The organism is Roseibium sp. AWQ4_254, from assembly GCF_056161025.1.
The window spans coordinates 128714-150915 of the sequence record NZ_JBSWYH010000003.1 but is presented as its reverse complement, the minus strand read 5'-3'; the positions used below and the strand labels follow the sequence as shown (position 1 = coordinate 150915).

The following is a 22202-nucleotide window of genomic DNA, read 5'->3' as shown; positions in this document are numbered from 1 at the left end:
CAAATCAGGCGTATTTCAATTCCACCACACTAGAACTTGAGCGACTTGACCTGCTTGACGTGGGAGACCGCCTCCAGCCGGGCCATCACATCGGCAGAAACCTCCCCGTCCACCTCCACAAGGCAGATCGCATCGGAGCCCGGCGCAAGCCGGCCAAGATTGAAGGTGGCAATATTCACGCCGCTATTGCCGAGTTCCATGCCCAGCTGCCCAATGAAGCCGGGTTTGTCCTCGTTGGTGATATAGAGCATGTGCTCGCCCAGCTCAGCTTCCATGTTGATACCCTTGACCTGAATGATCCGGGGCTTGCCGTCGGCAAAGACGGTTCCTGCAACGGAGCGCTCCTGGCGTTCGGTCATCACCGTCAGGCGGATATAGGTCTCATAGGCGCCCTGCTTTTCCCGGCGGATTTCCTCCACCTTGATGCCACGGTCCTTCGCCAGCGCCGGAGCCGACACCATATTGACCGTCTGCAGCAGCGGTGTCAGCAAGCCGGTGAGTGCGGCCGCCGTCAGGGCCTGCAGGTTCATTTCCGCAACCGCCCCGGCATATTCCAGCCGGATACCTTCAATGGCTGATTCCGTCAGCTGACCTGCAAAAGACCCGAGCTGCTCGGCAAGGCGGACAAAGGGAGCCAGTTTCGGCGCCTCTTCGGCGGAGATGGACGGCATGTTGAGCGCATTGCGCACCGCCCCGTCGAGCAGATAGTCACACATCTGTTCGGCCACCTGCAGGGCGACATTCTCCTGGGCTTCGGACGTTGAAGCCCCCAGATGCGGAGTGGAGACGAAATTCGGTGCGCCGAAAAGACAGTTCTCCCTGGCCGGTTCTTCCACGAACACATCAAACGCGGCCCCGGCCAGTTTGCCCTCATCAAGGGCGGCGCGGACCGCCGCCTCGTCTGCCAGACCACCCCGGGCACAATTCACCAGATAGGCCCCGGTGCGCATTTTCGAGATCGCCGCCGCATCGATGATATTGCGGGTCTTGTCTGTAAGCGGCGTGTGCAGCGTGATCAAATCGGAGCGGCTGAAGAGATCGTCCAGCTCCACTTTTTCCACGCCGAGTGCAACGGCCCGCTCCGGGGTCAGGAACGGATCAAAGGCGATCACTTTCATTTTCAGGCCGATGGCCCGGTCGGCCACGATGGAGCCGATATTGCCGCAGCCCACGAGACCCAGCGTCTTGCCGGTCAGCTCGCGGCCCATGAAACGGGACTTTTCCCATTTTCCCGCCTGCGTGGAGGCATCAGCCGCCGGGATCTGCCGGGCAACTGCCATCATCATGGAAATGGCGTGTTCAGCCGTTGTGATCGCATTGCCGAACGGCGTGTTCATTACAATGATGCCGCGCGCCGTGGCCTTGGGAATGTCGACATTGTCGACCCCGATCCCGGCCCGGCCCACCACTTTCAGCTTGTCCGCGGCCGCGATGATCTTTTCGGTGACCTTGGTGGCCGAGCGGATCGCCAGACCGTCATACTGGCCGATGACCTCCAACAACTTGTCCTTGTCCTTGCCCAGCTCCGGCAAGAAGTCGGCTTCAACACCCCGGTCCTTGAAAATCTGCACTGCAGCGGGGGACAGCTTGTCTGAAATAAGCACTTTGGGAGCCATGTTCATTTCTCCTTGAATACGGGAACGAACCGGGCAGCAGGCCGCCCGGCAGAGTCGTCAGGGGGAGAAGAGCGGGGTCAGGCAGCCTGGGAGAAGGCCGCCTTTTCGCACGCAAAGGCCCAGTCAAGCCACAGTGTCAGCGCCTGAAGATCAGAAGCTTCCACCGTGGCGCCAGCCCAGATGCGCAGCCCCGACGGGGCATCCCGGTAGGCACCAATGTCATAAGCCACCCCTTCCCGGTCAAGCCGGGCCGCGAGAGCCTTGGCAAAGGCCGCCTGACGGTCGCCGTCAAGCGCCAGAATATCCGGATCGGTGACTTTCAGGCACACGGAGGTGTTGGAGCGCGTGGCCGGGTCAGCCGCCAGGAAACCAGCCCAGCGGCTGACCTCCACCCAATCGGCCAGAACCTTCAGATTGCCATCCGCACGGGCCTGCAGCCCGGCAAGGCCGCCAATTCCGGCCGCCCATTTCAGCGCATCCAGATAATCTTCCACGCACAGCATCGACGGAGTGTTGATCGTCTCGCCCCGGAAGATGCCCTCAATCAGTTTGCCGCCCTTGGTCAGGCGGAAGATTTTCGGCAGCGGCCAGGCCGGCGTATAGGTTTCCAGACGCTCGACTGCGCGCGGGCTGAGGATCAGAACCCCGTGGGACGCCTCGCCGCCCAGCACCTTCTGCCAGGAGAAGGTGACAACGTCGAGCTTGTCAAAGGCAAGGTCCTGGGCAAAGGCGGCGGAGGTGGCATCGCAGATGGTAAGCCCGCCCCGGTCGGCCGGGATCCAGTCTCCATTGGGCACCCGCACACCAGAGGTGGTGCCATTCCAGGTGAAGACGACATCCCTGGAAAAATCGACCTGACCCAGGTCGGGCAAGACGCCATAGGGGGCTTCCAGGCAGCGCACAGTGTCCAGCTTGAGCTGCTTGACCACATCGGTCACCCAGCCCTTGCCGAAGCTTTCCCAGGCCAGCATGTCAACGCCGCAGGCGCCGAGCAGAGACCAGAGAGCCATCTCGACAGCGCCGGTGTCCGACGCCGGAACAATACCGATCCGGTAGTCTTCGGGAACCTGAAGGATGTCCCTGGTCAGATCGATGGCCTCGGCAAGTTTCGCCTTGCCCGGCTTGGCCCTGTGGGACCGGCCAAGCGGCGCATCGCTCAAGCCGTCCAGCGTCCAGCCGGGACGCTTGGAACAGGGACCAGATGAAAAATTGGGATTGGCCGGACGCACGTCCGGCTTCACGGTAAGCTCAGTCATATCTGTCTACCCTCGCAGATAGTTGCCCCTCGTTGGGGAGGGGTGGCCCACCTATGGGGATAGGACGTTCGCAGCAGCCCGTCAAATCAAATCCGGCTAACACGCAAAAAGGCCGGTCTCCCGGACCGGCCTTTTCAGAATGCCCCTGCCCTTGCGGGGACAGAAATGTGGAGATCAGAAATTGCTGCTGATCGGTCCCTGCGGCTCGTAATAGACCGGACCGGCCGGTGCGCTCGAATTGAACGTGTAACGGGCGCCGAGCCGGAATTCATGGGCTGTCAGATCGTCCCAGACAACGCGGGAATCGGGGCTTGCCGTGTTATCCAGCTTGACCGTCTTGGCCTTGCCGAGATCCTTGTAGCGGTAGCCGGCATCCAGGCTCCAGTTCGGCGTAAATGCATATTCCGCACCAGCCATCAGGGCCCAGGCGAAGTTCCATTGGCCATTCGAACCGTTATAGTCGCTGCTGCCAACGCCCGGATTGATCGAGTAGGTGCTGTCGGTGCGCACATAGGCCGCACCAATACCGGCCCCGACATAAGGCGTGATGCGGTGCCAGGTGCCCAGATCCACATAGCCGTTCAGCATGAGGGTCCAAACGTCAATGTCCGTGCCTTCTTCGGAGTAACCACCGCCACAGCCGCCACAGACCGCGTAGCCTTTGGCGGTGGCAGGTGTTTCATAGTCAAACGTGATGTCGGAGCGGAAATAATCGTTGAACTGGTAACCGACACCTACGCCGATCATCCAGGCATTGTCCATGCTTTCCCGCTCGAACCGCAGCAGACCGGCATTGTTATAGTCATTGAAGCTGCCGCTGGGATCACCATAAACCTTGTAGCCGATGTCGCCGCGCAGATACCAGCCGCCAACAGCAGGCACTTCAGGAATATGTTCGATGACCGGCGCTGGAAGGTCCGCCGCGAAACTCGCGGAAGACAGAGCAACTGCAAGTCCGGTCAACGACAAACGCTTGAGAAGTGGGAACATGTTTCCGTCCTTGTCCAGTGAGGGTCCGTGAAATATGTCCGGACACATCAAACTTGCGCCCACCGTGACGGAAATTCATTAAAACCTGCTTAACCCTGCCCTTTAACCGAACTTCTTTACCTTAACAAGAACTTAACGCCACTAGTATCAAACAAACAAAAAAGAGAAAACGCCCCTTTAAGAGCGATTTCTCCTTCATATTTAAATCAGATAACCTTAAGCAGCAACGGAAGCCACAACACCGGCAATATCATTGACGACCTGCTTGACCAGCTCCGCATCGTCTCCTTCAGCCATGACACGGATCAGCGGCTCGGTGCCGGAGGCCCGGATCACCAGACGGCCCGACGTGCCAAGACGCGCCTCTCCGTCTTGGATCGCAGACTTGACGGCGTCCTGTTCCAGCGGTTTGCCACTGCGGTAGCGGACGTTTTTCAGGATCTGCGGCACCGGGTCGAACCGGCGGCAGACTTCGGAGACCGGCCGGTTCTGATCCTTCACGCAGGCAAGAACCTGAAGCGCGGCAATGAGACCGTCGCCGGTGGTGGCAAAGTCCGACAATACGATATGGCCGGACTGTTCCCCGCCCACATTGAAGCCATTGGCGCGCATATGTTCGACCACATACCGGTCACCGACCTTGGTGCGGGCGAGATCGAGACCGAGGCCGTCCAGATACCGCTCCAACCCAAGATTGGACATGACCGTGGCCACAATCCCCGGGCCGGACAAACGGTCACTGGCCTGCCAGGACTGAGCGACAACCGCCATCAGCTGGTCGCCATCAACCACCTGGCCGTTTTCATCGACAATGATGACCCGGTCCGCATCCCCGTCCAGCGCAATCCCGATATCTGCGCGCACTTCATGCACCTTGCGGGACAACGCATCTGTCGAGGTGGATCCGCATTCCTTGTTGATGTTGTACCCGTCCGGGGAGACCCCCATGGAGATAACATCCGCCCCCAGTTCCCAGAGCGCTTCGGGGGCCACCTTGTAGGCGGCGCCATTGGCGCAGTCGATGACCACCCGCAGGCCTTCCAAGTTCATCTCCCGCGGCAGCGTGCGCTTGGCAAATTCGATATAGCGCTGCTGCGCACCATCGATCCGCCGGGCTCTGCCCAGCTCGCGCGGGCCTGACAGATTTCCGCTCAAATCCCCTTCAATCAGTGCCTCGATGCGGTGCTCGATCTCGTCGCTGAGCTTGAACCCGTCGGGCCCGAAAAACTTGATGCCATTGTCATGAAAAGGATTGTGCGAGGCGGAGATCATCACACCGAGATCGGTACGCAAGGACCGGGTCAGCATGGCCACGGCCGGGGTCGGCATCGGCCCAAGCAGAAACACGTCCATCCCCACCGACGTAAATCCGGCCACCAGGGCATATTCAAGCATGTAACCTGACAGGCGCGTGTCCTTGCCAATCACCACCCGGTGGCGATGGCCGCCATTCTTGAAAGCCTGGCCCGCTGCCATACCGACCTTGAGAGCCATGTCCGCAGTCATGGGATAGGAATTGGCCTCGCCGCGGATGCCGTCCGTACCGAAAAATTTACGCATCAATCATGCCTGTCTGAACTGGTTGTCTGCGTTCTTGTTTAACGCACTTGCTTCGAAATTGGCTTCAAAATATGTGAGCAAATATTACGATTCACTAACGTTGTGTCTGCTGTCCCTCAAAACGCAAGAAGCCCGGCAAGCCGGGCTTCTCAACGTCACAACCGGCCAAATCAAACCTGAGGCTGGGGCTCCAGCCCACCCGACGGCTCGTCTCCGCCCCGTTTGGCGCCAGCGGTGGGCACAGCAGATGACCGTCCAATCGGCTGATCATCATCCGTATCCCGCACCGGCGGCTTGCCGTTCAAGAGATCCTTGATCTCGTCACCGGACAAGGTCTCGTACTCCAAAAGACCCTTGGCTATGGTGTGCAGCTGATCTTCATGTTCAGTCAGGATCCTCTCGGCGGTGCCGTAACCCTGATCGACATAGGCCTTGATTTCCTCATCGATCATTTTCTGCGTTACGCCGGAAATATTCTGCTGGCGGGCCACGGAATGGCCCAGGAACACTTCTTCCTGGTTCTCGCCATAGGAAATCAGGCCGAGCTTGTCGGACATGCCCCACTGGGTGACCATGGCACGGGCCAGACGGGTGGCCATCTGGATGTCGCCGGACGCTCCTGAGGTGACTTTCTCGTAGCCGAAGATCTTTTCTTCTGCCACACGGCCGCCCATGGCCACCGCCAGATCCGCATAGCACTTTGCCCGCGTCAGCGACACCTGATCCTTTTCCGGCAGGCGCATGACCATGCCAAGAGCCCGGCCGCGCGGAATAATCGTCGCCTTGTGGATCGGATCGGAGGCTTCCTGATGGAGCGCCACGAGAGCGTGTCCGGCTTCGTGATAAGCGGTGAGTTTCTTTTCTTCCTCGGACATGACGAGAGTGCGGCGTTCCGCGCCCATCATCACCTTGTCCTTGGCATCCTCGAACTCGGCCATCGTCACAAGACGCTTGGAGCGCCGCGCCGCCAGAAGGGCCGCCTCATTGACCAGGTTCATCAGATCCGCACCGGAAAAGCCGGGCGTTCCCCGTGCCAGGGTCTTCACATCCACATCCGGAGCCAACGGCACTTTGCGCATATGAACCTTCAGGATCTTCTCGCGGCCGGTGATGTCCGGGTTCGGAACCACGATCTGACGGTCAAACCGGCCTGGACGCAGCAACGCCGGGTCCAGAACGTCCGGGCGGTTGGTCGCCGCGATGATAATGATACCCTCATTGGGCTCAAAGCCATCCATTTCGACCAGAAGCTGGTTCAAGGTCTGCTCGCGCTCGTCATTGCCGCCGCCAAGCCCGGCCCCGCGGTGTCGTCCGACCGCATCAATCTCATCGATGAAGATGATGCAGGGCGCATTTTTCTTGGCCTGTTCGAACATGTCGCGCACACGGGACGCACCGACGCCGACAAACATTTCCACGAAGTCGGAGCCGGAAATGGTGAAGAACGGCACATTCGCCTCACCCGCCACGGCACGGGCGGTCAGGGTCTTACCGGTGCCCGGAGGACCGACCAGCAGCACACCGCGCGGAATACGGCCGCCCAAGCGCTGGAACTTCTGCGGGTCCCGCAGGAATTCAACGATTTCCTGAAGATCTTCCTTGGCCTCGTCAATGCCGGCAACATCTTCAAAGGTCACCCGGCCATGCGCTTCAGTCAAAAGCTTGGCCTTGGACTTGCCGAAACCCATAGCCTTGCCGCCGGAGCCCTGCATCTGGCGCATCACGAAGATCCAGATACCCAGAATGATCAGCATCGGCAGCCAGGACACCAGGGCCCCGAGCAGAGGGGAGCTTTCCGACGGCGGGCTCGCCTTGATCATCACACCCTTGTTGCGCAGCTCATCCACATACTGGGCCCCTTCCGGCGCATAGGTATGGAAAGAGCCACCGCTGTTGTAGATGCCGGTGATTGTCTGTTCCTGAATGGTCACGGATCTGACGTCACCATTGTCCACCTGCCGCATGAACTCCGAATAGGCGACATCATTGGCGGCGCCTTGCTTTGCAGGATTTTGAAACAGCTGGAACAATGCGATCAGCAATACGGCGATGATCACCCAAAGAGCAAAATTGCGAAAATGTGCGTTCATTTCGTTCCCTTAACCGCCCGACGCGACATAGTGCACGCGGTTACATTTCTCTAGAGCGAAGATAGGTCGCCCAAGGCCCGCTGCCAAGGCGGTGCGCCATAATGCGCATATGCACTGACTAATTTATTAAGCCGGGACGTCTATCAGAAGTTTGATCCCAGGAAAACTCCAGAAATTCCGTTAACGTCCGATCCTCCCGTCAATTGCCCGCCAGTTTACCCCGGAACGGCAGCCTCGCCAATCTGAAGCTGCTGCCATGGTTATTTTCAGGAACGCGCAGATCAAGCATCTCCGGAAGCCGGACCACCTCCCGGTTTTGCGTCCAGAGCACCGGGGCACATTCAAAGGCCTCCTTGGGCCAGCCGCACGGCCAGACAACACTGCTGCTTTTCAAAGGAGAGGCGCCAAACGGCCCGAGAGACAATCCCTCCCCCTTGTCAATGCCAACAGCGTCCGGCAGCACCTGATATTTGAAGCGCCGGTCCCAGATCCCTTCGCCCGTCAGCCCGTGGACAGTCTCCGGAGGTTGCCGCCCAGCTTCCCGCCAGCACCACAGAAACACGCCATCCGTTTCAAAAACAGCGCCGGACAAACACTGGCGGGCAGGCTCACCGGCCCTCAAGACCTCATCCAGAGCCCGCAGTTTGGAGAAGCGCGGCCGGGGGCGAAGACCCGTCACATCCTGGGTGATCCGGTTCAGAAACCGCAAACGCAGGTCGTCCGGCAGCCCGGCATAGGCCTGGCGCTCCACCCTAGCCGGTCCCGCCGGATGATGGGTCACGTGTTCGTCCGCAAAACCGTTGACCGTCACTTCCAGGGCCTGCCGGGCCCGCCGGAGGTGAGCGGCCGTTTCCACCAGCCGGTCCGGCGACAGGCCTTCATCTTCCAAAAGCCCCATGATCCGGCGCAGGCGGCTGCGCTTGTATTTTTCATCCCGGTTGGAGGGATCGGCACACCAGGAAAGCCCTCTGGCGCGCAAACTGGCCTCCAGCCGCGCCTTGCGCAGTCCCAGAAGGGGGCGCAGCAGATGGAGCCCCTCCGGCCCCTCGCGCTCATCAGCAGCCATGGCACTGAGGCCTGAGAGGCCACTGCCCCGCGTCAACCGGTCCAAAAACGTCTCGGCCTGATCGTCCAGATGGTGGCCAAGCAGAAGCGCCTGCGCGCCCGTTGCCCCCATCCTGGAGGCCATCAAGGCATACCGCGCCTGCCGGGCAGCCTCCTGAAGATTCTGATCGGGCTTGGGGCCCTGCCAGCGCAAAATTGCACCCCGCAACCCCAGCCGGGCCGCCTCGGCCATGACAAATTCGGCTTCCTGTCCGCTTTCCGCGCGCAATCCGTGATCCACCACCAGAACTTCGCATAGGCCGGTCCAGCCGGCACGGCGGCGCCAGTCGTCAAACAGAACCATCAGGGACAGGGAATCCGCGCCGCCGGACACAGCCAGCGCGAGATTGGAAAAAGAAAACAGGCCCGCGAACAGCGCGTCGGCCTCAGTCCGCGTCAGAGCCTCCGGCTCTTCTGCCCTATCAGGAACATTGCGCACGGCTGCGTTCGTCACGGGCCTGGGAAAGAACGGCAGGCGCTGCATTCGGGAATTTGGTCAGGAGTTCGGCCAAGGTGGCACAGGCGGCGTCGGCCTCGCCCATGCCGCGCAGGGAGACACCCAGTTTCAGCAGGCTGTCCGGGGTCTTGTCGCTGCCGGGATAGTCCGTATATGTCTTCAGGAAAGCATCTGCCGCGCCCCGGTAATTCTGCTGAGCCAGCAGACTTTCGCCCAGCCAGTATTGGGCGTTGGCGGTCAGGTTGCTGTCCGGATAAGTTTCCAGAAAAGTGCGGAAGCCACGTTCAGCGCCCGCATAGTCCCCGTTGACCGCCAGCGAATAGGCGCTGTCATAGTCTGTGCGCGGATCGCCGGTGCCAATCACATCGGCAATGGCATCGTCTTCCGTCGCCAGTCCCGGTCCGGGCTGTTCTGCGTTACCGCCCCCCGGAAGGCTTTCCAGGCCATTGGCCAGCTTGGACAGGTCAATCGGCCCGTCGCTCGGCTGGTTGCTGCCATCCTCATAGCCACCGGTCTGACCCCAATTGCCATCCCCGGACCCTTCTGCGGGCAAGGTGGCAAAGCCACCACCTGGCGCGATCAGAGGCTGCGTCTTGGGGCTGCCGTCGGCAGCCAGGCCCGGCGCGGTGCTGCCGGGTGCCCCTGTCGGTGCAGATTGGCTCGGGGCAACCTGTGAGCGCTTGCCCGGTGTGCCGCCTTCCAGCTGCTGGAACCGGTATTCATTGTCCTCCTGCATGCGGCGCATCTGGTCCTGCATTTCCCGCATCTGGTGGGAAAGTTGTTCGATCTGCCCGGTCAAAGCCCGGATCCGCTCTTCCAACTGGGTGATCCTGACTGCGGAATCGTCCTTCTTGCGGCCAAAAAGCTGCGCCTCGGACGGGGTGGCCGCCACCACCAGCACCAAGGCCAGAACCATGCCGGAAATCTGTTTTCCCGAGAGCATATGCCGGGAAAGTGTCTGACCCAAAAGGGCTTTAAAAGTCTGCATTCGGTCCTCCGGTTCGCGGACTGGGAGCCAGGAGATCACGCAGGTCAGGCTGGGCGGCCAGGGATCTGCCCTGGTCAACGGCCTGAAAACGGCGCGCGGCCACTCTGCTTTCCAGCAAGTGTCCGCCACTCCTTCCCTGCGAAGTCTTAACGCATGCCCGGCCCTGCACTCAAGGTCACAGAGCCTTGGGACTTCGGCTAAATTTTGACGGGGGGAGCTGGCCTGGCAAGAAAGACCGGATTTGCCCCCGCAAAAGCCGTCAGGCCGGGAAATACCCGGCCTGACGTATGGAAATCAGTCTCTTTGAAGATCAATTCGTGGCGTTGTTCAGCACCGTCACAGCCCGCCGGTTCTGGGACCAGCAGCTGTTGTCGTTACAGACCGCAACAGGCCGTTCCTTGCCATAGGAAATGGTCTTGATCCGGGACGCGCTGACGCCCTGGGAAATCAGATAATCCCGGGCGGCCTGAGCGCGCCGGGCCCCCAGCGCGATGTTGTACTGGCGGGTGCCGCGCTCATCTGCATGGCCTTCCACCGTGATGGTGTATTGCGAATAGCGGTTCAGCCACTTCGCCTGCCCGGCCAGCGTGGACTGGCCTTTGGCGTTCAGGACTGACTGGTCCTCTTCAAAAAAGACGCGGTCACCGACATTGACCACAAAGTCCTGTCCCGTGCCCGGTTTCACATTGCTGGTCAGGCCATCTGTGTCCGTGGTGCGCGCACAGGCTGCCAGAAACAGGAGAGCGAAGCAGACCGCAATCCATCGCGTTCCCCGAACAGCGTTTTCTTTCATCAACATTCCCGTCTCCTAACATCCCCGGCCCGCTCTCAGGGCCTCCGGCTCACCCCGGCCCAAGGTAAATGCTTTCTAGCCAAAGGTGGTTAAAAGCGCCTTGTCAAAGGTGGTTAACAGATTATGACCAATCCCTGGACTTAAAATAGAGGGGCTGGTGCCTAATTGATCAGCGGCGACCAGGATGGATCGGAGGCAAAGGCCGGTGTCTCCAGCCGCTGCTCGTTGTACCCAGTCAGGTCAACCGTCCAGATCTGAGGACCGCCATTTGCCCCTGGTGTATCTCGGAAGAACACCAGCACCCGGCCATTGGGCGACCAGGCCGGCCCCTCATTGTGATACCCCTCGGTCAGAACGCGCTCGCCTTTGCCGTCCGGCTTCATGACACCGATCATGAACCGGCCCTGATGCTGCTTGGTGAAGGCAATCAGATCCCCGCGCGGCGACCAGACCGGTGTCGAATACCGTCCAGGCCCGAAGGAAATGCGTCTGGCTTCGCCGCCATTGGCACTCATGACATAGAGCTGCTGGCTGCCACCCCTGTCCGATTCAAACACGACCTGCTGCCCGTCGGGCGAGAAGGAAGGGCTGGTGTCAATTGCAGCGGAATTTGTCAACCGTGTCGTGCGCCGCGACCTCAAGTCCATCTTGAAGATATTGGCATTGCCGCCCTGCTCCAGGCTCATAACAACGCTTTGCCCATCCGGTGAAAACCGCGGGGCAAAGGTCATGCCCGGGAAATTGCCGACAATCTCTCGCTGACCGGTTTCGATGTTCAGCAGATAAACGCTCGGGTCCGCACCACCATAGGACATATAGGTGATTTCCTGGCTGGTCGGCGAAAAGCGCGGGGTCAGCACAAGGTCGTCGCCCTTTGTCAGATAGCGCACATTGGCCCCATCCTGATCCATCAGCGCCAGGCGCTTGACCCGCTTGTCCTTGGGGCCGGTCTCATCGACAAACACGATGCGCGTATCAAAATAGCCCTTTTCCCCGGTCAGCCGCTCATAGATGGCATCGGCAATGATATGGGCCAGACGGCGCCAGTTCTCTGGTGTGGTGTAGAATTGCTGTCCCAGCATCTGTTCCTGGGCGAAAACATCCCAGAGCCGGAACTCCGCCCGCAGGCGGCCGTCCGGCTGCTTGATCACCGTACCGGTCACCAGCGCCTGAGCACTGATCTGGCGCCAGTCCCCGAAGCGCGGGGTCGAATTCACGCTCATATTCTTCTGGATGAAGCTCGCCGGATCCAGAGGATTGAACAGGCCGGAGCGTTTGAGATCTGCCGCAATAACCGACGTCATGTCGCTGGACAGGGTGCTGTCGCCGCCATCTGCGGAAAAGGAGGGCAAGGCAATCGGCAGCGGCTCGATATTGCCCTGGGTGATGTCGATCTCGACAAGCGCTGCGGCTGGCTGTGGCGACATGACAGCGGCAATGGCCAACACAACGGCAAGGCCGCAGGCTCTGTGGCCAGCCGGACCGAACAGCGTTTTCAAGATTCCCTGCATGAGCGCTGAGCTCCCTTTCCGACATTTTTCCCGGCGTTGCGGGACTATCCCCCCAGCATTTCTCTGGGGTCGAAATTGATGATCACTTCCTGCCAGGCATCATACTTAGCAACGGGGAGCGAATAAGGCTGGCACCGCATGATTGCGCGCACCGCGCTGCTGGAAGCAGCGCCGAAGGCGGGATTTCCGCTGGCATTGAGCACTTCCGGACTGCTGGACACCTGCCCGTCCTGGGACAGGGTAAAGCGCACGCGGACCGCCAGGTCTTCGGCACCGACTGCCCCGACCGGCGGGTTCCAGCACTGGGCCACCTGGCCGCGCAGGGCATCAAGCTCCGACTGGGTCATGCGCACATTCTGCGCGCCCTGGCGGGACCCCAGGGCGGCCGGCTCCTGCGAGGCATTGCCCTGTTGCCTTGCCGGTTCGACTTTGTTGAGAAGCGCCGCAATCTGCTGGGAATCAAAATCATCCTTGGGCGGCGCCGGACGCGGAGGGGCCGGTTTGGCCCGCGGCCGGGCGCTGGTCACGATCGGCTGCGGTTCGGGGGCAGCCTGTTGTTGCGGGGCCGGGTCCGGCGCGCTTTCAGGCTCCGGGGCTGGGGCCGGTTCCACAGCCTCGGCTGGCGCAGGAGCAGGCTCTGGCGCGGGTTCAGGCGCAGGTGTGGGTTCAGGCGTGGGCGTGGGCGCGGGTTCAGGCGCCGAAGCCTGTTCTGGCGCAGGTGTGGGGTCGGGCGCCGGAGTTGGGGCCGGTGCCGGGGTCGGAGGTGTTGGCTGTTGAACCTGGCTTTGCCCGGGCTTGTCAGCCGGCTGCGGCGGCTCTTCCACCTCTGCTTCGCTCGGCTGAAGGGCGGCAACATCGCGCACTTCAGCCGTTTTTTCACCCAGACGCAGCTGGGTGAATTCCTCAACCGGGACTAGGTCAACAGGCATCGAATCTACTTGCGGCACAGAAAAGCGCTCCGCGTCCGGAAAGGCGATCAGGCCCCAGACTAGAATAGCCGTATGACCGGCCAAAGACGCGATGAGACCTGCGCGCATGCGGCGTTACGAGTCCCGTTCTTCCAGTGTGACAAGTCCTAGTCGTTTGAAACCGGCCGCGTTGATGCGGCCCATCAGCTTCATCATCGTGCCGTAGTCGGCATCCTGGTCACCGCGCACATAGATGCGCTCGTCATAGCCGTTGGCGGCAATCGCCTCCAGTTTCGGCACAACTTCGTCCAGCCCGATCGGCGTATCCTGAATGAAGATCTCCCCGGCCGAATTCACCGACAGGGTGATTGGCTCCGTGTCCCCTTCCAACGCCTTGGCCTGGGTCTCGGGCAGATCAATCGGCACGCCGACCGTCAGAAGCGGCGCGGCCACCATGAAAATGATCAAGAGCACCAGCATGACATCCACAAAGGGCGTCACGTTGATTTCGGTCATCAGGGCCGCGCGGCGCCGCCGCCGTCCCCGGCGTCCTCCGCCGCCCGATCCTCCACCGGCCTGCATGCCCATGGCTCAGCCCCTCTCGTCGATCTGGCGGGACAGGATCGCCGAGAACTCGTCGGCAAAGCCTTCCATGCGTGCAACCGCCCGGCCCACATCGGAGGAGAACTTATTATAGGCAATCACGGCCGGGATCGCGGCCAGAAGGCCAAGCGCGGTCGCAAACAGCGCCTCGGCAATCCCAGGCGCGACAACGGCAAGGTTGGTGCTCTCGGACGCGGCGATGGCCTGGAAGGCCGTCATGATGCCCCAGACCGTACCGAACAGGCCGATAAAGGGCGCCGCAGAGCCGACCGTTGCCAGGATCAGCAGCCGGCTTTCCAGACGTTCCGCCTCCCGTTGGATGGTCACATCCATCACCCGGTCAATACGCTGTTGCAACGACCCGATAGCCGGGCGCGCGCCCTCATGAGAGCGTTTCCACTCACGCATGGCGGCCACGAACAGCGCCGCCATGGAATGGTTCACCCGGTTATGCAGCGTGCCATACAGTTCTTCGAGCGACTGGCCCGACCAGAACACGGTTTCAAAACGGCTCATCTGGCGCTTGGTGCGCCCCATCAGCAAGACCTTGTCAACGATGATCGCCCAGCACCACACGGACGCCCCGAGCAGTCCGAGCATGACGATCTTTACAACGATATGCGCTTGCCAGAACAACGCGAAGAAGGAGATGTCGCCATGTGGCGCTGCCAATGTCGATTGGACAAGTGTTTCCATAAATTCAATGACCCCTTGGCCGTCTGACGTGGTAGTGGTCCCGGACCCCCGGGCGCGGCAATGGCCGTCCGATATCAAAACGCCAGCTTCTCATAGCCAGCCGCCTCTCTGACGTTTGAATTTGTCAAAACTGGGACTTTGCCCAGCAAAGCAAGTCTCCTCTAAAAGGAGTCAATTAAGGTTACTGCAAGATTAACGGAGGAATCTGTTTTGCATTTTTTTGCCGGAACCTTGACTGTTCTAGCTCGGTCCCACCCGCAAATCCTTCATACGGCAGGCAGATCCCCCGGAACATAGCGCGCGAGCCGTTCTGCGAGTTTGACGGGCAGACGGGTTGGCCGCCCTTCCATCGTGATCACCGCAACATGCACGGCCGCAGACACCAAAAGGTCCTCGCCCTTGTAGACAAGCTGGTCCAGTTTGATTCTGGCCCCCCGCATTTCCGACAGACTGGTGTGGATCTCAAGAACATCGTCGATTCTCGCCGGCTTATGGAAATCAATCGTCATGCCACGCACCGCAAACGCCATAGCTGTTCCGTGGATTCCAGAGGCCAGTTCCTTGTGGTGAATGCCAGTCAGGCGCAAAAAATCGGACCGGGCCCGCTCGATAAAGCGCACATAGGCGCCATGGTAGACAATTCCGCTGAAGTCCGTGTCTTCGTAATAAACACGCACGGGGAGTACATGGCCACCATCTTCCAAGCGGCCCGGGAGGTCCGGCCAATCCGTCACAAGGACATTCCTCTTCAGCACGTCACGATTCATCGGGTTTGCCTTGCGCGGCCTGAAATCACAGATTTCAACGCAAAAGACAAAGCTGCTTCAATCCATAGGAACGCGGCGCGCTCTAAGGTTCAACAGACAAAGGCCGTCCGGTCTTGCGACCAGACGGCCTTCTGATACCTAAGTCTGCGGTCAGGCGGCTGCAACCTCAGAAAGGAATTTCTCAACCGACGTCCGAAGATGCTCGGCCTGCTCTTTCATCTCCAGGGTTGCCGTCATCATGTCACTGACAGCACCGGAATTCTCCGCAACCCCGTCGTTCAGAGAGGCGACCGTGGTCGCGACACTGCGGGTTCCCTTGGCGGCTTCCGCAACATTGCGCGAGATCTCGCTGGTGGCCGATCCCTGCTGCTGAACCGCATCGGAAATGGTTGCGGTGTAGGAATTCACCTCCTCCACCGCTTCCGACACCCGCGCAATCTCGTCAACGGCTTCGGTTGTCGAGGCCTGGATCGCCGCAATCTGGGTGGAGATTTCTTCCGTCGCCTTGGCCGTCTGTCCGGCCAGCGACTTCACTTCAGAGGCCACGACCGCAAAGCCCTTGCCCGCATCCCCGGCGCGGGCCGCCTCAATGGTCGCGTTCAGGGCCAGAAGGTTGGTTTGCTCGGCAATCGCCTGGATGAGGGACACAACGTCGCCAATCTTGTTTGCGGCTTCCGCAAGACCGGAGATCTTGTTGTTGGAACTCTGAGCCGTCTCCGTGGTGTTTTCAACGATGGTTGCCGTTGTTTCCACCTGGCGGGAAATTTCAGAAATCGAGGCGTTCAGCTCTTCGGTCGCAGATGCCACCGCCTGCACATTGGAAGACGCGCGCTCAGAGGTGGACACAGCCGCCTGCCCCTGATCCGAGGCAGAAGCAGAGCGGGTGTTGAGCTCCGAGGCAACATCCTGCACCCGGGAAATATTGGCTTCCACCAGCTCCAGGACAGACTGGGATTCCGCCCGGAAGGATGCGATCAGCGTGTCGATAAGCTCTTCACGCTTTGCCCGGGCCTCATGGCCAACCCGGCGTTCAGCTGCAAGCCGTTCCCGTTCAACCGCGTTGTCCTTGAAAACGGCGATGCACCGGGCCAGCCGGCCGATCTCATCCTGCCGGTCCGTTGCCTGAACGGCCACTTCCAAATCGCCATCGGCAATCTTGCGCGCGGTCACGGACAGGTCTTCCATGGGCGCAAACATCCGCCGGGTGACCCACCAGATCAGACCGACAATGGGCACCAGGCAGAGAAACCCGGACAGAATCGCGCCATAGGTGATCCGGTCCGCCGCAGCCGACAATTCCGTCTGCTTGACCGCTTCGATGATCCCGTAGGGCGTATCTTCGAACCTGTCCCTTGCCTCTGCATAGCGGAAGTCGCTGCCGTCCAGACGGATCAGGCGGTCGCCAGCCGAAATATCACTGAGTGCGTAAACGGCTGCAGCCCGGCCCTTGGCATCCAGCTTGACCAGTTTTCCGGCTGCATCCTCAAGCAGGTTTTGCTCGCTGTCGCCAAGCCCGGTCTTTTCATTCATCAGCCCGGCCAGGCGCTCCATGTCCGCCGTAAAGGCAATCGCACCGAAGAACTTGTCCAGATAGAAGACCGGAGCCGCCAGCACCAGGGCAACCTGACCGTCTTTGCCGACCTGGAAGCCGGAGGAAAAGATCTGCCCGGCCTCAAGGCTCTGGTTCTCTGCCGCTGCATAAAGGCCTGCCATGGCAACTTGCACCGGCGTTCCCCGGATCTCTGCATCCTTAACATTACGGGCAAATTCCGGCCCTTTGCGGTAGGAATAGGTGATGTCCCCTTCCGGGTTGGACAGGGCCACATCGGAGAACAGGCCCTGGGAGACGACCTCCTGATAGACCGGGTGCACAACCTTGTGATTGTTCACATAGTAATTCGATTCATCCGGCTCCACCAGCAAGTGGCGCTCTTCAACGGGATGCGGATTGTCCGTCACGAAAATCTTGCGAAGGGTCTCGGTCTGACCTTCCTTGAGGTTCTTCCAGCCGACGAGCGTCTTCATCAGGCTGTCCTTGGCCTCCTTCAAGGACACGAAGAAGTTGGCGCTATAGGTCACTTGATCGAGCGCCAGTTCCAGAGCCTTCTGTTTGGCCTTGGTCGCGCTCTTCAGCCCGTTATCCGCCTGCCCGTTCGCCACATCCCGCGACAGGGTCGAGGTCACGGTGACGATGGCCACGCACATGGTCAGGGCACCAGCCAAGAACATGAGAACGAGCTTGGATGAAAGCCGCTTGCGCATAAAATCCCCCCGGAAACTTGTCGTTTGATCTAGGCAGACAATCTCCAACAACCCCTTAACCAACCGTAATCGGATTAGGCATTTCTTACAATCATAAGTGGGGACGTGAGAAAAAAGGGCTATTCCGGCTCGGAGAACAGGCCCATCTGACCAGCCTCAAGCCGGTCGGGCACAGCCAGGCCCAAATGCGCAAATGCCATCTGGGTCAAGATGCGGCCCCTTGGGGTGCGCTGCAGGAATCCATTCTGGATCAGATAAGGTTCGACAATTTCTTCGATGGCGTCCCTGGGCTCGGACAACGCGGCCGCAATGGTCTCAATGCCGACGGGACCGCCGCCGAAGTTGACGGCAATCTGGTTGAGATAGCGCCGGTCGAGACTGTCCAGCCCGGCCCCGTCCACCTCAAGCTGCAGAAGGGCCCGGTCGGCAAGCGCCCGATCCACCTTCTCAATGCCTTCAACCACGGCAAAGTCCCGGACCCGCCGCAAAAGACGTCCGGCGATGCGCGGCGTGCCGCGCGAGCGTTTGGCGATCTCATGGGCACCGTCTCCGGCCATGCCGATGCCAAGCAAAGCAGCCCCGCGTTTGACGATATGTTCCAGTTCCCCGACCGTATAGAACTGGAGCCGCACCGGAATGCCAAACCGGTCCCGCAAGGGCGTCGTCAGCAGCCCCAGCCGGGTGGTGGCCGCCACAAGGGTGAATTTGGCCAGGTCAATCTTCACCGACCGCGCCGCCGGGCCTTCGCCGATGATCAGGTCGAGCTGATAATCCTCCATGGCCGGATAAAGCACTTCCTCAACCGCCGGGTTCAGCCGGTGGATCTCGTCGATAAACAAAACGTCCCGCTCTTCCAGATTGGTCAAAAGCGCCGCCAGATCTCCGGCCTTGGCGATAACCGGCCCGGAGGTGGCCCGGAAATTTACCCCCAGTTCCCGCGCCATGATCTGCGCCAGAGTGGTCTTGCCAAGGCCGGGTGGCCCGACAAACAAGACATGATCCAAAGCCTCGCCCCGCGCCTTGGCCGCCCCGATAAAGACCTTCAGATTGGCCCGCGCCTGGGCCTGACCGACGAAATCGTCCAGCGTCTGCGGACGCATGGTGCTGTCGATCTCATCGCCGCGGATTTCCGGCGTGACGATGCGGCTGTCATCCGACATGGCTTACCACCACCAGAAGCAAAACAATGAGCAGAAGCGACCAGCCCACCCTGAAAGCATAAAATTTGCGGAACTGATTGCGCACAAAGGGATCATCCGTGTCGATCCGGCGCCCTTTGATCGCGAAGGGGCGATCGCCGACGGACTTGGAAAACAGATGATCGAGATACATGATCCCGCCAATGCCGAGGGTCACGAACACAACCGCGATCACGGCGTAGGTGAAGGCAATCATCCTGCCAGTTCCTTCAAGCCGAGACGGATCAGCGTCTCGGTAGATGCGTCTTCTCCGGCCGATTGCACCGCTTTGGCGACGGCCGCACTTGCCTGCGCCTGTGCATAGCCCAAATTCGCAAGCGCGGAAACCGCTTCGGCCACCGGGCGCGCCGCGGCATTTGCCGCAACACTCTGGGACACGGCAATCGTGCCCTGATCGACCGTGGCAAGGGCGGGCGCCTTGTCCTTCAACTCGCTCAAGATACGCTCTGCCACCCGCTTGCCGACCCCCGGCGCCCGCGAAATCGTGGCTTTGTCGCCAAGCGCGATGGCGTTTGCCACCTCGCTGGCCTTTAAGATGCCCAAAATGCCGAGCGCCACTTTGGCGCCCACGCCCTGAACCGTCATCAGGATGCGGAACCATTCGCGCTCCGCTTCCTGACCGAAGCCGTAAAGGCGGATCATGTCTTCGCGCACGATGGTTTCAATGAACAGCACCGACGCCTCACCTGCACGCGGCAGCCCTTGCAGGATCCGCGACGGGCAATGCACTTGATAGCCAACCCCATGGACATCAAGGATCACATGGTCCTCGCCATAGCTGTCTATGGTTCCTTTGAGCTTGCCGATCATGCGCCCCCCTGTGCGGCCAGACGCGCCGCCGTGCTCGCCCGGTGCTGGGCATGGCAGATGGCGATGGCCAGCGCGTCGGCGGCATCGTCCGAATTGAATGTGGCTCTGGGCATCAGCACCTTCACCATGGCCCGGATCTGCTCCTTTTCCGCATGGCCCGTGCCGACAACGGTCTTCTTCACCAGGTTGGGCGCATATTCGGCCACCGGCAGCCCGGCCTGCGACGGCACCAGCAGAGCGATTCCCCGGGCCTGGCCGAGCTTCAGCGTGGCGCCCGCATCCTTGTTGACGAAGGTATGCTCGACCGCCGCTTCCATCGGTTCATGCCGGGCGACGACGGCGCGCAGGCCCTCATGCAGCTCGACCAGCCGTTCGGCGAGGCTCTTTTTGTTGTCCGACGTGACCGTTCCTGACGCGATGAAAGACAGCCGGTTTCCCGACGCTTCGATCATGCCCCAGCCGGTACGCCTCAGTCCCGGATCAATGCCGAGCAATCGAATCGCATGTACCATGGAACAAATCGGTAACAAAACTTCCCCGTTGACGCCAGACAAAGCGCATCCTACGGCTTGAAAGCCTGTCCAAAACCAGCATCGGACAGCTGATATCAAGACGCCGTGGCGCTGCCTTGATCAGGAAGGAAGAGCATGTTCAACCCGCTCGCTACATTCCCGCCCGGCCTTCTGGCTGTGCTCGCGGCTGTTCTATGCGTGGCAGGCACCGTGCGCGGCTTCACAGGCTTTGGCGGCGGCATGATTTTCATGCCGGTGGCCGCCAGCCTGCTGCCTCCGGCCGTGGCGGCGGCAACCTTTCTGGTAATCGACACAGTGGTCACCCTGCCCCTCGTATTTACAGTTCTGCGCCGCTGTGACTGGGCCACTGTTCTGCCCGCCTGCCTGGGCGCCATTGTGTTTGTTCATTTCGGCGCCTGGCTGCTGGCAACAGCGGACGTTCTTGTGCTGCGCTGGTGCATTTTTGCAATCGTTGCAGCCCTGTTGGCGCTGCTGTTGTCCGGCTGGCACTTGAGATCCCGCCCCGGCCCGGGGCTGTCGTTTGCCACCGGCGCCCTGTCCGGTGTGCTGGGCGGAGTGTCCCAGATGTCCGCACCGCCTGTTGCGGCGGTCTGGCTGTCCAGCTCCAGCAATGCCCCGGTGGTCCGGGCCAACCTGATTGTCTTTTTTGTGCTGGCAGGCCTCGGCACCTACTTTGCCTATGCCAGAATCGGCTTCTTCACAGCCGAGGTGGCCGCCCTGCTGGTTCTGGCCGTCCCTGTCTATGGAGCTTCACTCCTTCTTGGCACTTACGGGTTCAAATCCTCCGGCGGGCGCCACTACCGCAAGGCGGCCTATCTCCTGATTGCCCTTGCAGCCCTCACCAGCATGCCCCTGCTGGATCCTTATTTGCGCTGAGTGGCCCTAGGCGGACCGTTTCTGAGCGTCGACCTTGTCCTGCCATTTGGCGCATTTTTCCGCCATAAGCCGGTTCAGTTCCGCCTCAAACTCTTCCTTGCTGTCCGACGCATGAGCCAGCAGGCTTAGCGCGACAATGGCAGCGTCCGCCGCTTCCTCGCGCACATCGGCAAGGGTGTGGTTCTTGTAGGCGCTTCCCGGCGCCTTGGTGACGGACAGAACCGCCTGGGCCAGCTCGCCCGCTTCTTCAGCCAGTTTCAGCGCCCGTTCCTGAAGGGATTTCGGGTCTGCCTGGGTCAGATCATAGATGCCGAACATGGTCTTTCCATTTGGTGTTGAGCGCCAGCCCCCCCCCCAAAGAAAAACCCCGGCAAGGCCGGGGTCTTCAAAGCGTTGGTCAATCGCGCCTCAAGAGGCCAGCGCAGCCATGGTTTCCTCGTCCACATCGAAATTCGAATAGACGTTCTGGACGTCATCATCGTCTTCCAGCATGTCGATGAGTTTCATGAGGGTCTGGGCCTTGTCTGCATCGACCGGTGTCAGGTTCTGCGGCTTCCAGATGATCTTGGTAGAATCGGCTTCCCCCAGCGCTTCTTCCAGAGCTTTGGCAACGTCGTTCAGGTCTTCAAAGGCCGTGTAGATGGTGTGCCCGCTCTCGTCGGACTGAACGTCTTCAGCACCTGCCTCAATGGCGGCTTCCAGGACAGCATCCGCTTCGCCCGCTTCCGGCTTGTAGACAATTTCGCCCACCCGGTCGAACATAAAGGACACGGATCCGGTTTCTCCCAAAGACCCGCCGCATTTGGTGAAATAGGAGCGGATGTTGGAAGCGGAGCGGTTGCGATTGTCGGTCAGGGCCTCAACCACCACAGCAACCCCTGCCGGGCCATAGCCCTCGTAGCGGATCTCTTCATAGTTCTCGCCGTCCCCGGTCTGGGACTTGTTGATGGCCCGCTGGATATTGTCCTTCGGCATGGACTGGGCCTTGGCGTTCTGCACGGCCAGACGCAAGCGCGGATTGGCATCCGGGTCCGGATCGCCCATCTTCGCGGCAACAGTGATTTCCTTGGACAATTTGGAGAACATCTTGGAGCGGGCCGCATCCTGACGGCCCTTGCGATGCATGATGTTCTTGAATTTTGAATGGCCTGCCATGGCTCTTCTCGGTTCTTTGCGGATGATC

At 60.5% G+C, this 22202-nt stretch carries 21 protein-coding genes; 1 reads left to right on the top strand and 20 read right to left on the bottom strand.

Annotated elements, in window-relative coordinates:
* Positions 1-29: 29 nt before the first annotated feature.
* From serA to ruvC, 18 genes are all read right to left on the bottom strand, one after another.
* Positions 30-1616: a phosphoglycerate dehydrogenase gene (gene serA / locus ACXAIC_RS03555; protein WP_475173692.1), complete on the bottom strand. Its 1587-nt coding sequence runs from the start codon at positions 1614-1616 to the stop codon at positions 30-32.
* A gap of 77 nt (positions 1617-1693) precedes the next feature.
* Entirely contained in the window at positions 1694-2872 is a 1179-nt protein-coding gene (locus ACXAIC_RS03550) for a phosphoserine transaminase (RefSeq protein ID WP_475173691.1), read from the bottom strand.
* 174 nt (positions 2873-3046) lie between these two features.
* Complete coding sequence (locus ACXAIC_RS03545; protein WP_475173689.1) at positions 3047-3862, bottom strand: outer membrane protein; 816 nt, start codon at positions 3860-3862, stop codon at positions 3047-3049.
* Positions 3863-4078: 216 nt separating this feature from the next.
* The gene (glmM, locus tag ACXAIC_RS03540) at positions 4079-5422 is read right to left on the bottom strand and encodes a phosphoglucosamine mutase (protein WP_475173686.1); all 1344 of its coding nucleotides are present in this window, start codon (positions 5420-5422) and stop codon (positions 4079-4081) included.
* Between the two features lie 170 nt (positions 5423-5592).
* Positions 5593-7512, bottom strand: coding sequence for an ATP-dependent zinc metalloprotease FtsH (gene ftsH, locus ACXAIC_RS03535; RefSeq protein ID WP_475173684.1), 1920 nt, complete (start codon positions 7510-7512; stop codon positions 5593-5595).
* A gap of 199 nt (positions 7513-7711) precedes the next feature.
* Entirely contained in the window at positions 7712-9055 is a 1344-nt protein-coding gene (gene tilS / locus ACXAIC_RS03530; protein ID WP_475173682.1) for a tRNA lysidine(34) synthetase TilS, read from the bottom strand.
* Positions 9039-10061: a tol-pal system protein YbgF gene (gene ybgF / locus ACXAIC_RS03525; RefSeq protein WP_475173680.1), complete on the bottom strand. Its 1023-nt coding sequence runs from the start codon at positions 10059-10061 to the stop codon at positions 9039-9041. The genes tilS and ybgF overlap by 17 nt, the downstream gene beginning before the upstream one ends.
* 310 nt (positions 10062-10371) lie before the next feature.
* Positions 10372-10860, bottom strand: coding sequence for a peptidoglycan-associated lipoprotein Pal (gene pal / locus ACXAIC_RS03520; RefSeq protein WP_475173677.1), 489 nt, complete (start codon positions 10858-10860; stop codon positions 10372-10374).
* A gap of 155 nt (positions 10861-11015) precedes the next feature.
* Positions 11016-12365 carry a Tol-Pal system beta propeller repeat protein TolB gene (gene tolB / locus ACXAIC_RS03515; protein WP_475173674.1) on the bottom strand — a complete coding sequence of 450 codons (1350 nt, stop codon included), beginning with the start codon at positions 12363-12365 and terminating at the stop codon, positions 11016-11018.
* Positions 12366-12409: 44 nt separating this feature from the next.
* The gene (locus tag ACXAIC_RS03510) at positions 12410-13402 is read right to left on the bottom strand and encodes a TonB C-terminal domain-containing protein (protein WP_475173673.1); all 993 of its coding nucleotides are present in this window, start codon (positions 13400-13402) and stop codon (positions 12410-12412) included.
* A 6-nt stretch (positions 13403-13408) separates the two neighbouring features.
* Positions 13409-13861, bottom strand: a complete 453-nt coding sequence (locus ACXAIC_RS03505) for an ExbD/TolR family protein (RefSeq protein ID WP_475173670.1) — start codon at positions 13859-13861, stop codon at positions 13409-13411.
* Between the two features lie 3 nt (positions 13862-13864).
* Entirely contained in the window at positions 13865-14572 is a 708-nt protein-coding gene (tolQ, locus tag ACXAIC_RS03500) for a protein TolQ (protein WP_475173669.1), read from the bottom strand.
* A gap of 266 nt (positions 14573-14838) precedes the next feature.
* Positions 14839-15306 carry a tol-pal system-associated acyl-CoA thioesterase gene (gene ybgC / locus ACXAIC_RS03495; RefSeq protein WP_475173667.1) on the bottom strand — a complete coding sequence of 156 codons (468 nt, stop codon included), beginning with the start codon at positions 15304-15306 and terminating at the stop codon, positions 14839-14841.
* A 183-nt stretch (positions 15307-15489) separates the two neighbouring features.
* Positions 15490-17601, bottom strand: a complete 2112-nt coding sequence (locus ACXAIC_RS03490; RefSeq protein ID WP_475173665.1) for a methyl-accepting chemotaxis protein — start codon at positions 17599-17601, stop codon at positions 15490-15492.
* A 119-nt stretch (positions 17602-17720) separates the two neighbouring features.
* On the bottom strand, positions 17721-18761 hold the full coding sequence (gene ruvB, locus ACXAIC_RS03485) for a Holliday junction branch migration DNA helicase RuvB (RefSeq protein WP_475173663.1): 1041 nt from the start codon (positions 18759-18761) through the stop codon (positions 17721-17723).
* Positions 18751-18996 (bottom strand): endonuclease, encoded by a 246-nt coding sequence (locus tag ACXAIC_RS03480; RefSeq protein ID WP_475173661.1) that lies wholly within the window; start codon positions 18994-18996, stop codon positions 18751-18753. Before ACXAIC_RS03480 ends, ruvB begins: the two co-directional genes overlap by 11 nt.
* Positions 18993-19610, bottom strand: a complete 618-nt coding sequence (gene ruvA / locus ACXAIC_RS03475) for a Holliday junction branch migration protein RuvA (RefSeq protein WP_475173660.1) — start codon at positions 19608-19610, stop codon at positions 18993-18995. The genes ACXAIC_RS03480 and ruvA overlap by 4 nt, the downstream gene beginning before the upstream one ends.
* Positions 19607-20122, bottom strand: a complete 516-nt coding sequence (ruvC, locus tag ACXAIC_RS03470; RefSeq protein WP_475173658.1) for a crossover junction endodeoxyribonuclease RuvC — start codon at positions 20120-20122, stop codon at positions 19607-19609. Before ruvC ends, ruvA begins: the two co-directional genes overlap by 4 nt.
* Positions 20123-20257: 135 nt before the next feature.
* On the opposite strand from ruvC, the gene ACXAIC_RS03465 reads away from it, so the two are divergent.
* Positions 20258-21019: a TSUP family transporter gene (locus ACXAIC_RS03465; RefSeq protein WP_475173656.1), complete on the top strand. Its 762-nt coding sequence runs from the start codon at positions 20258-20260 to the stop codon at positions 21017-21019.
* Between the two features lie 6 nt (positions 21020-21025).
* Here the strand turns inward: ACXAIC_RS03465 and ACXAIC_RS03460 are convergent, their stop codons facing one another.
* Entirely contained in the window at positions 21026-21337 is a 312-nt protein-coding gene (locus ACXAIC_RS03460; RefSeq protein WP_475173654.1) for a MazG-like family protein, read from the bottom strand.
* A gap of 90 nt (positions 21338-21427) precedes the next feature.
* Entirely contained in the window at positions 21428-22174 is a 747-nt protein-coding gene (locus ACXAIC_RS03455) for a YebC/PmpR family DNA-binding transcriptional regulator (protein WP_475173652.1), read from the bottom strand.
* Positions 22175-22202: the final 28 nt, after the last annotated feature.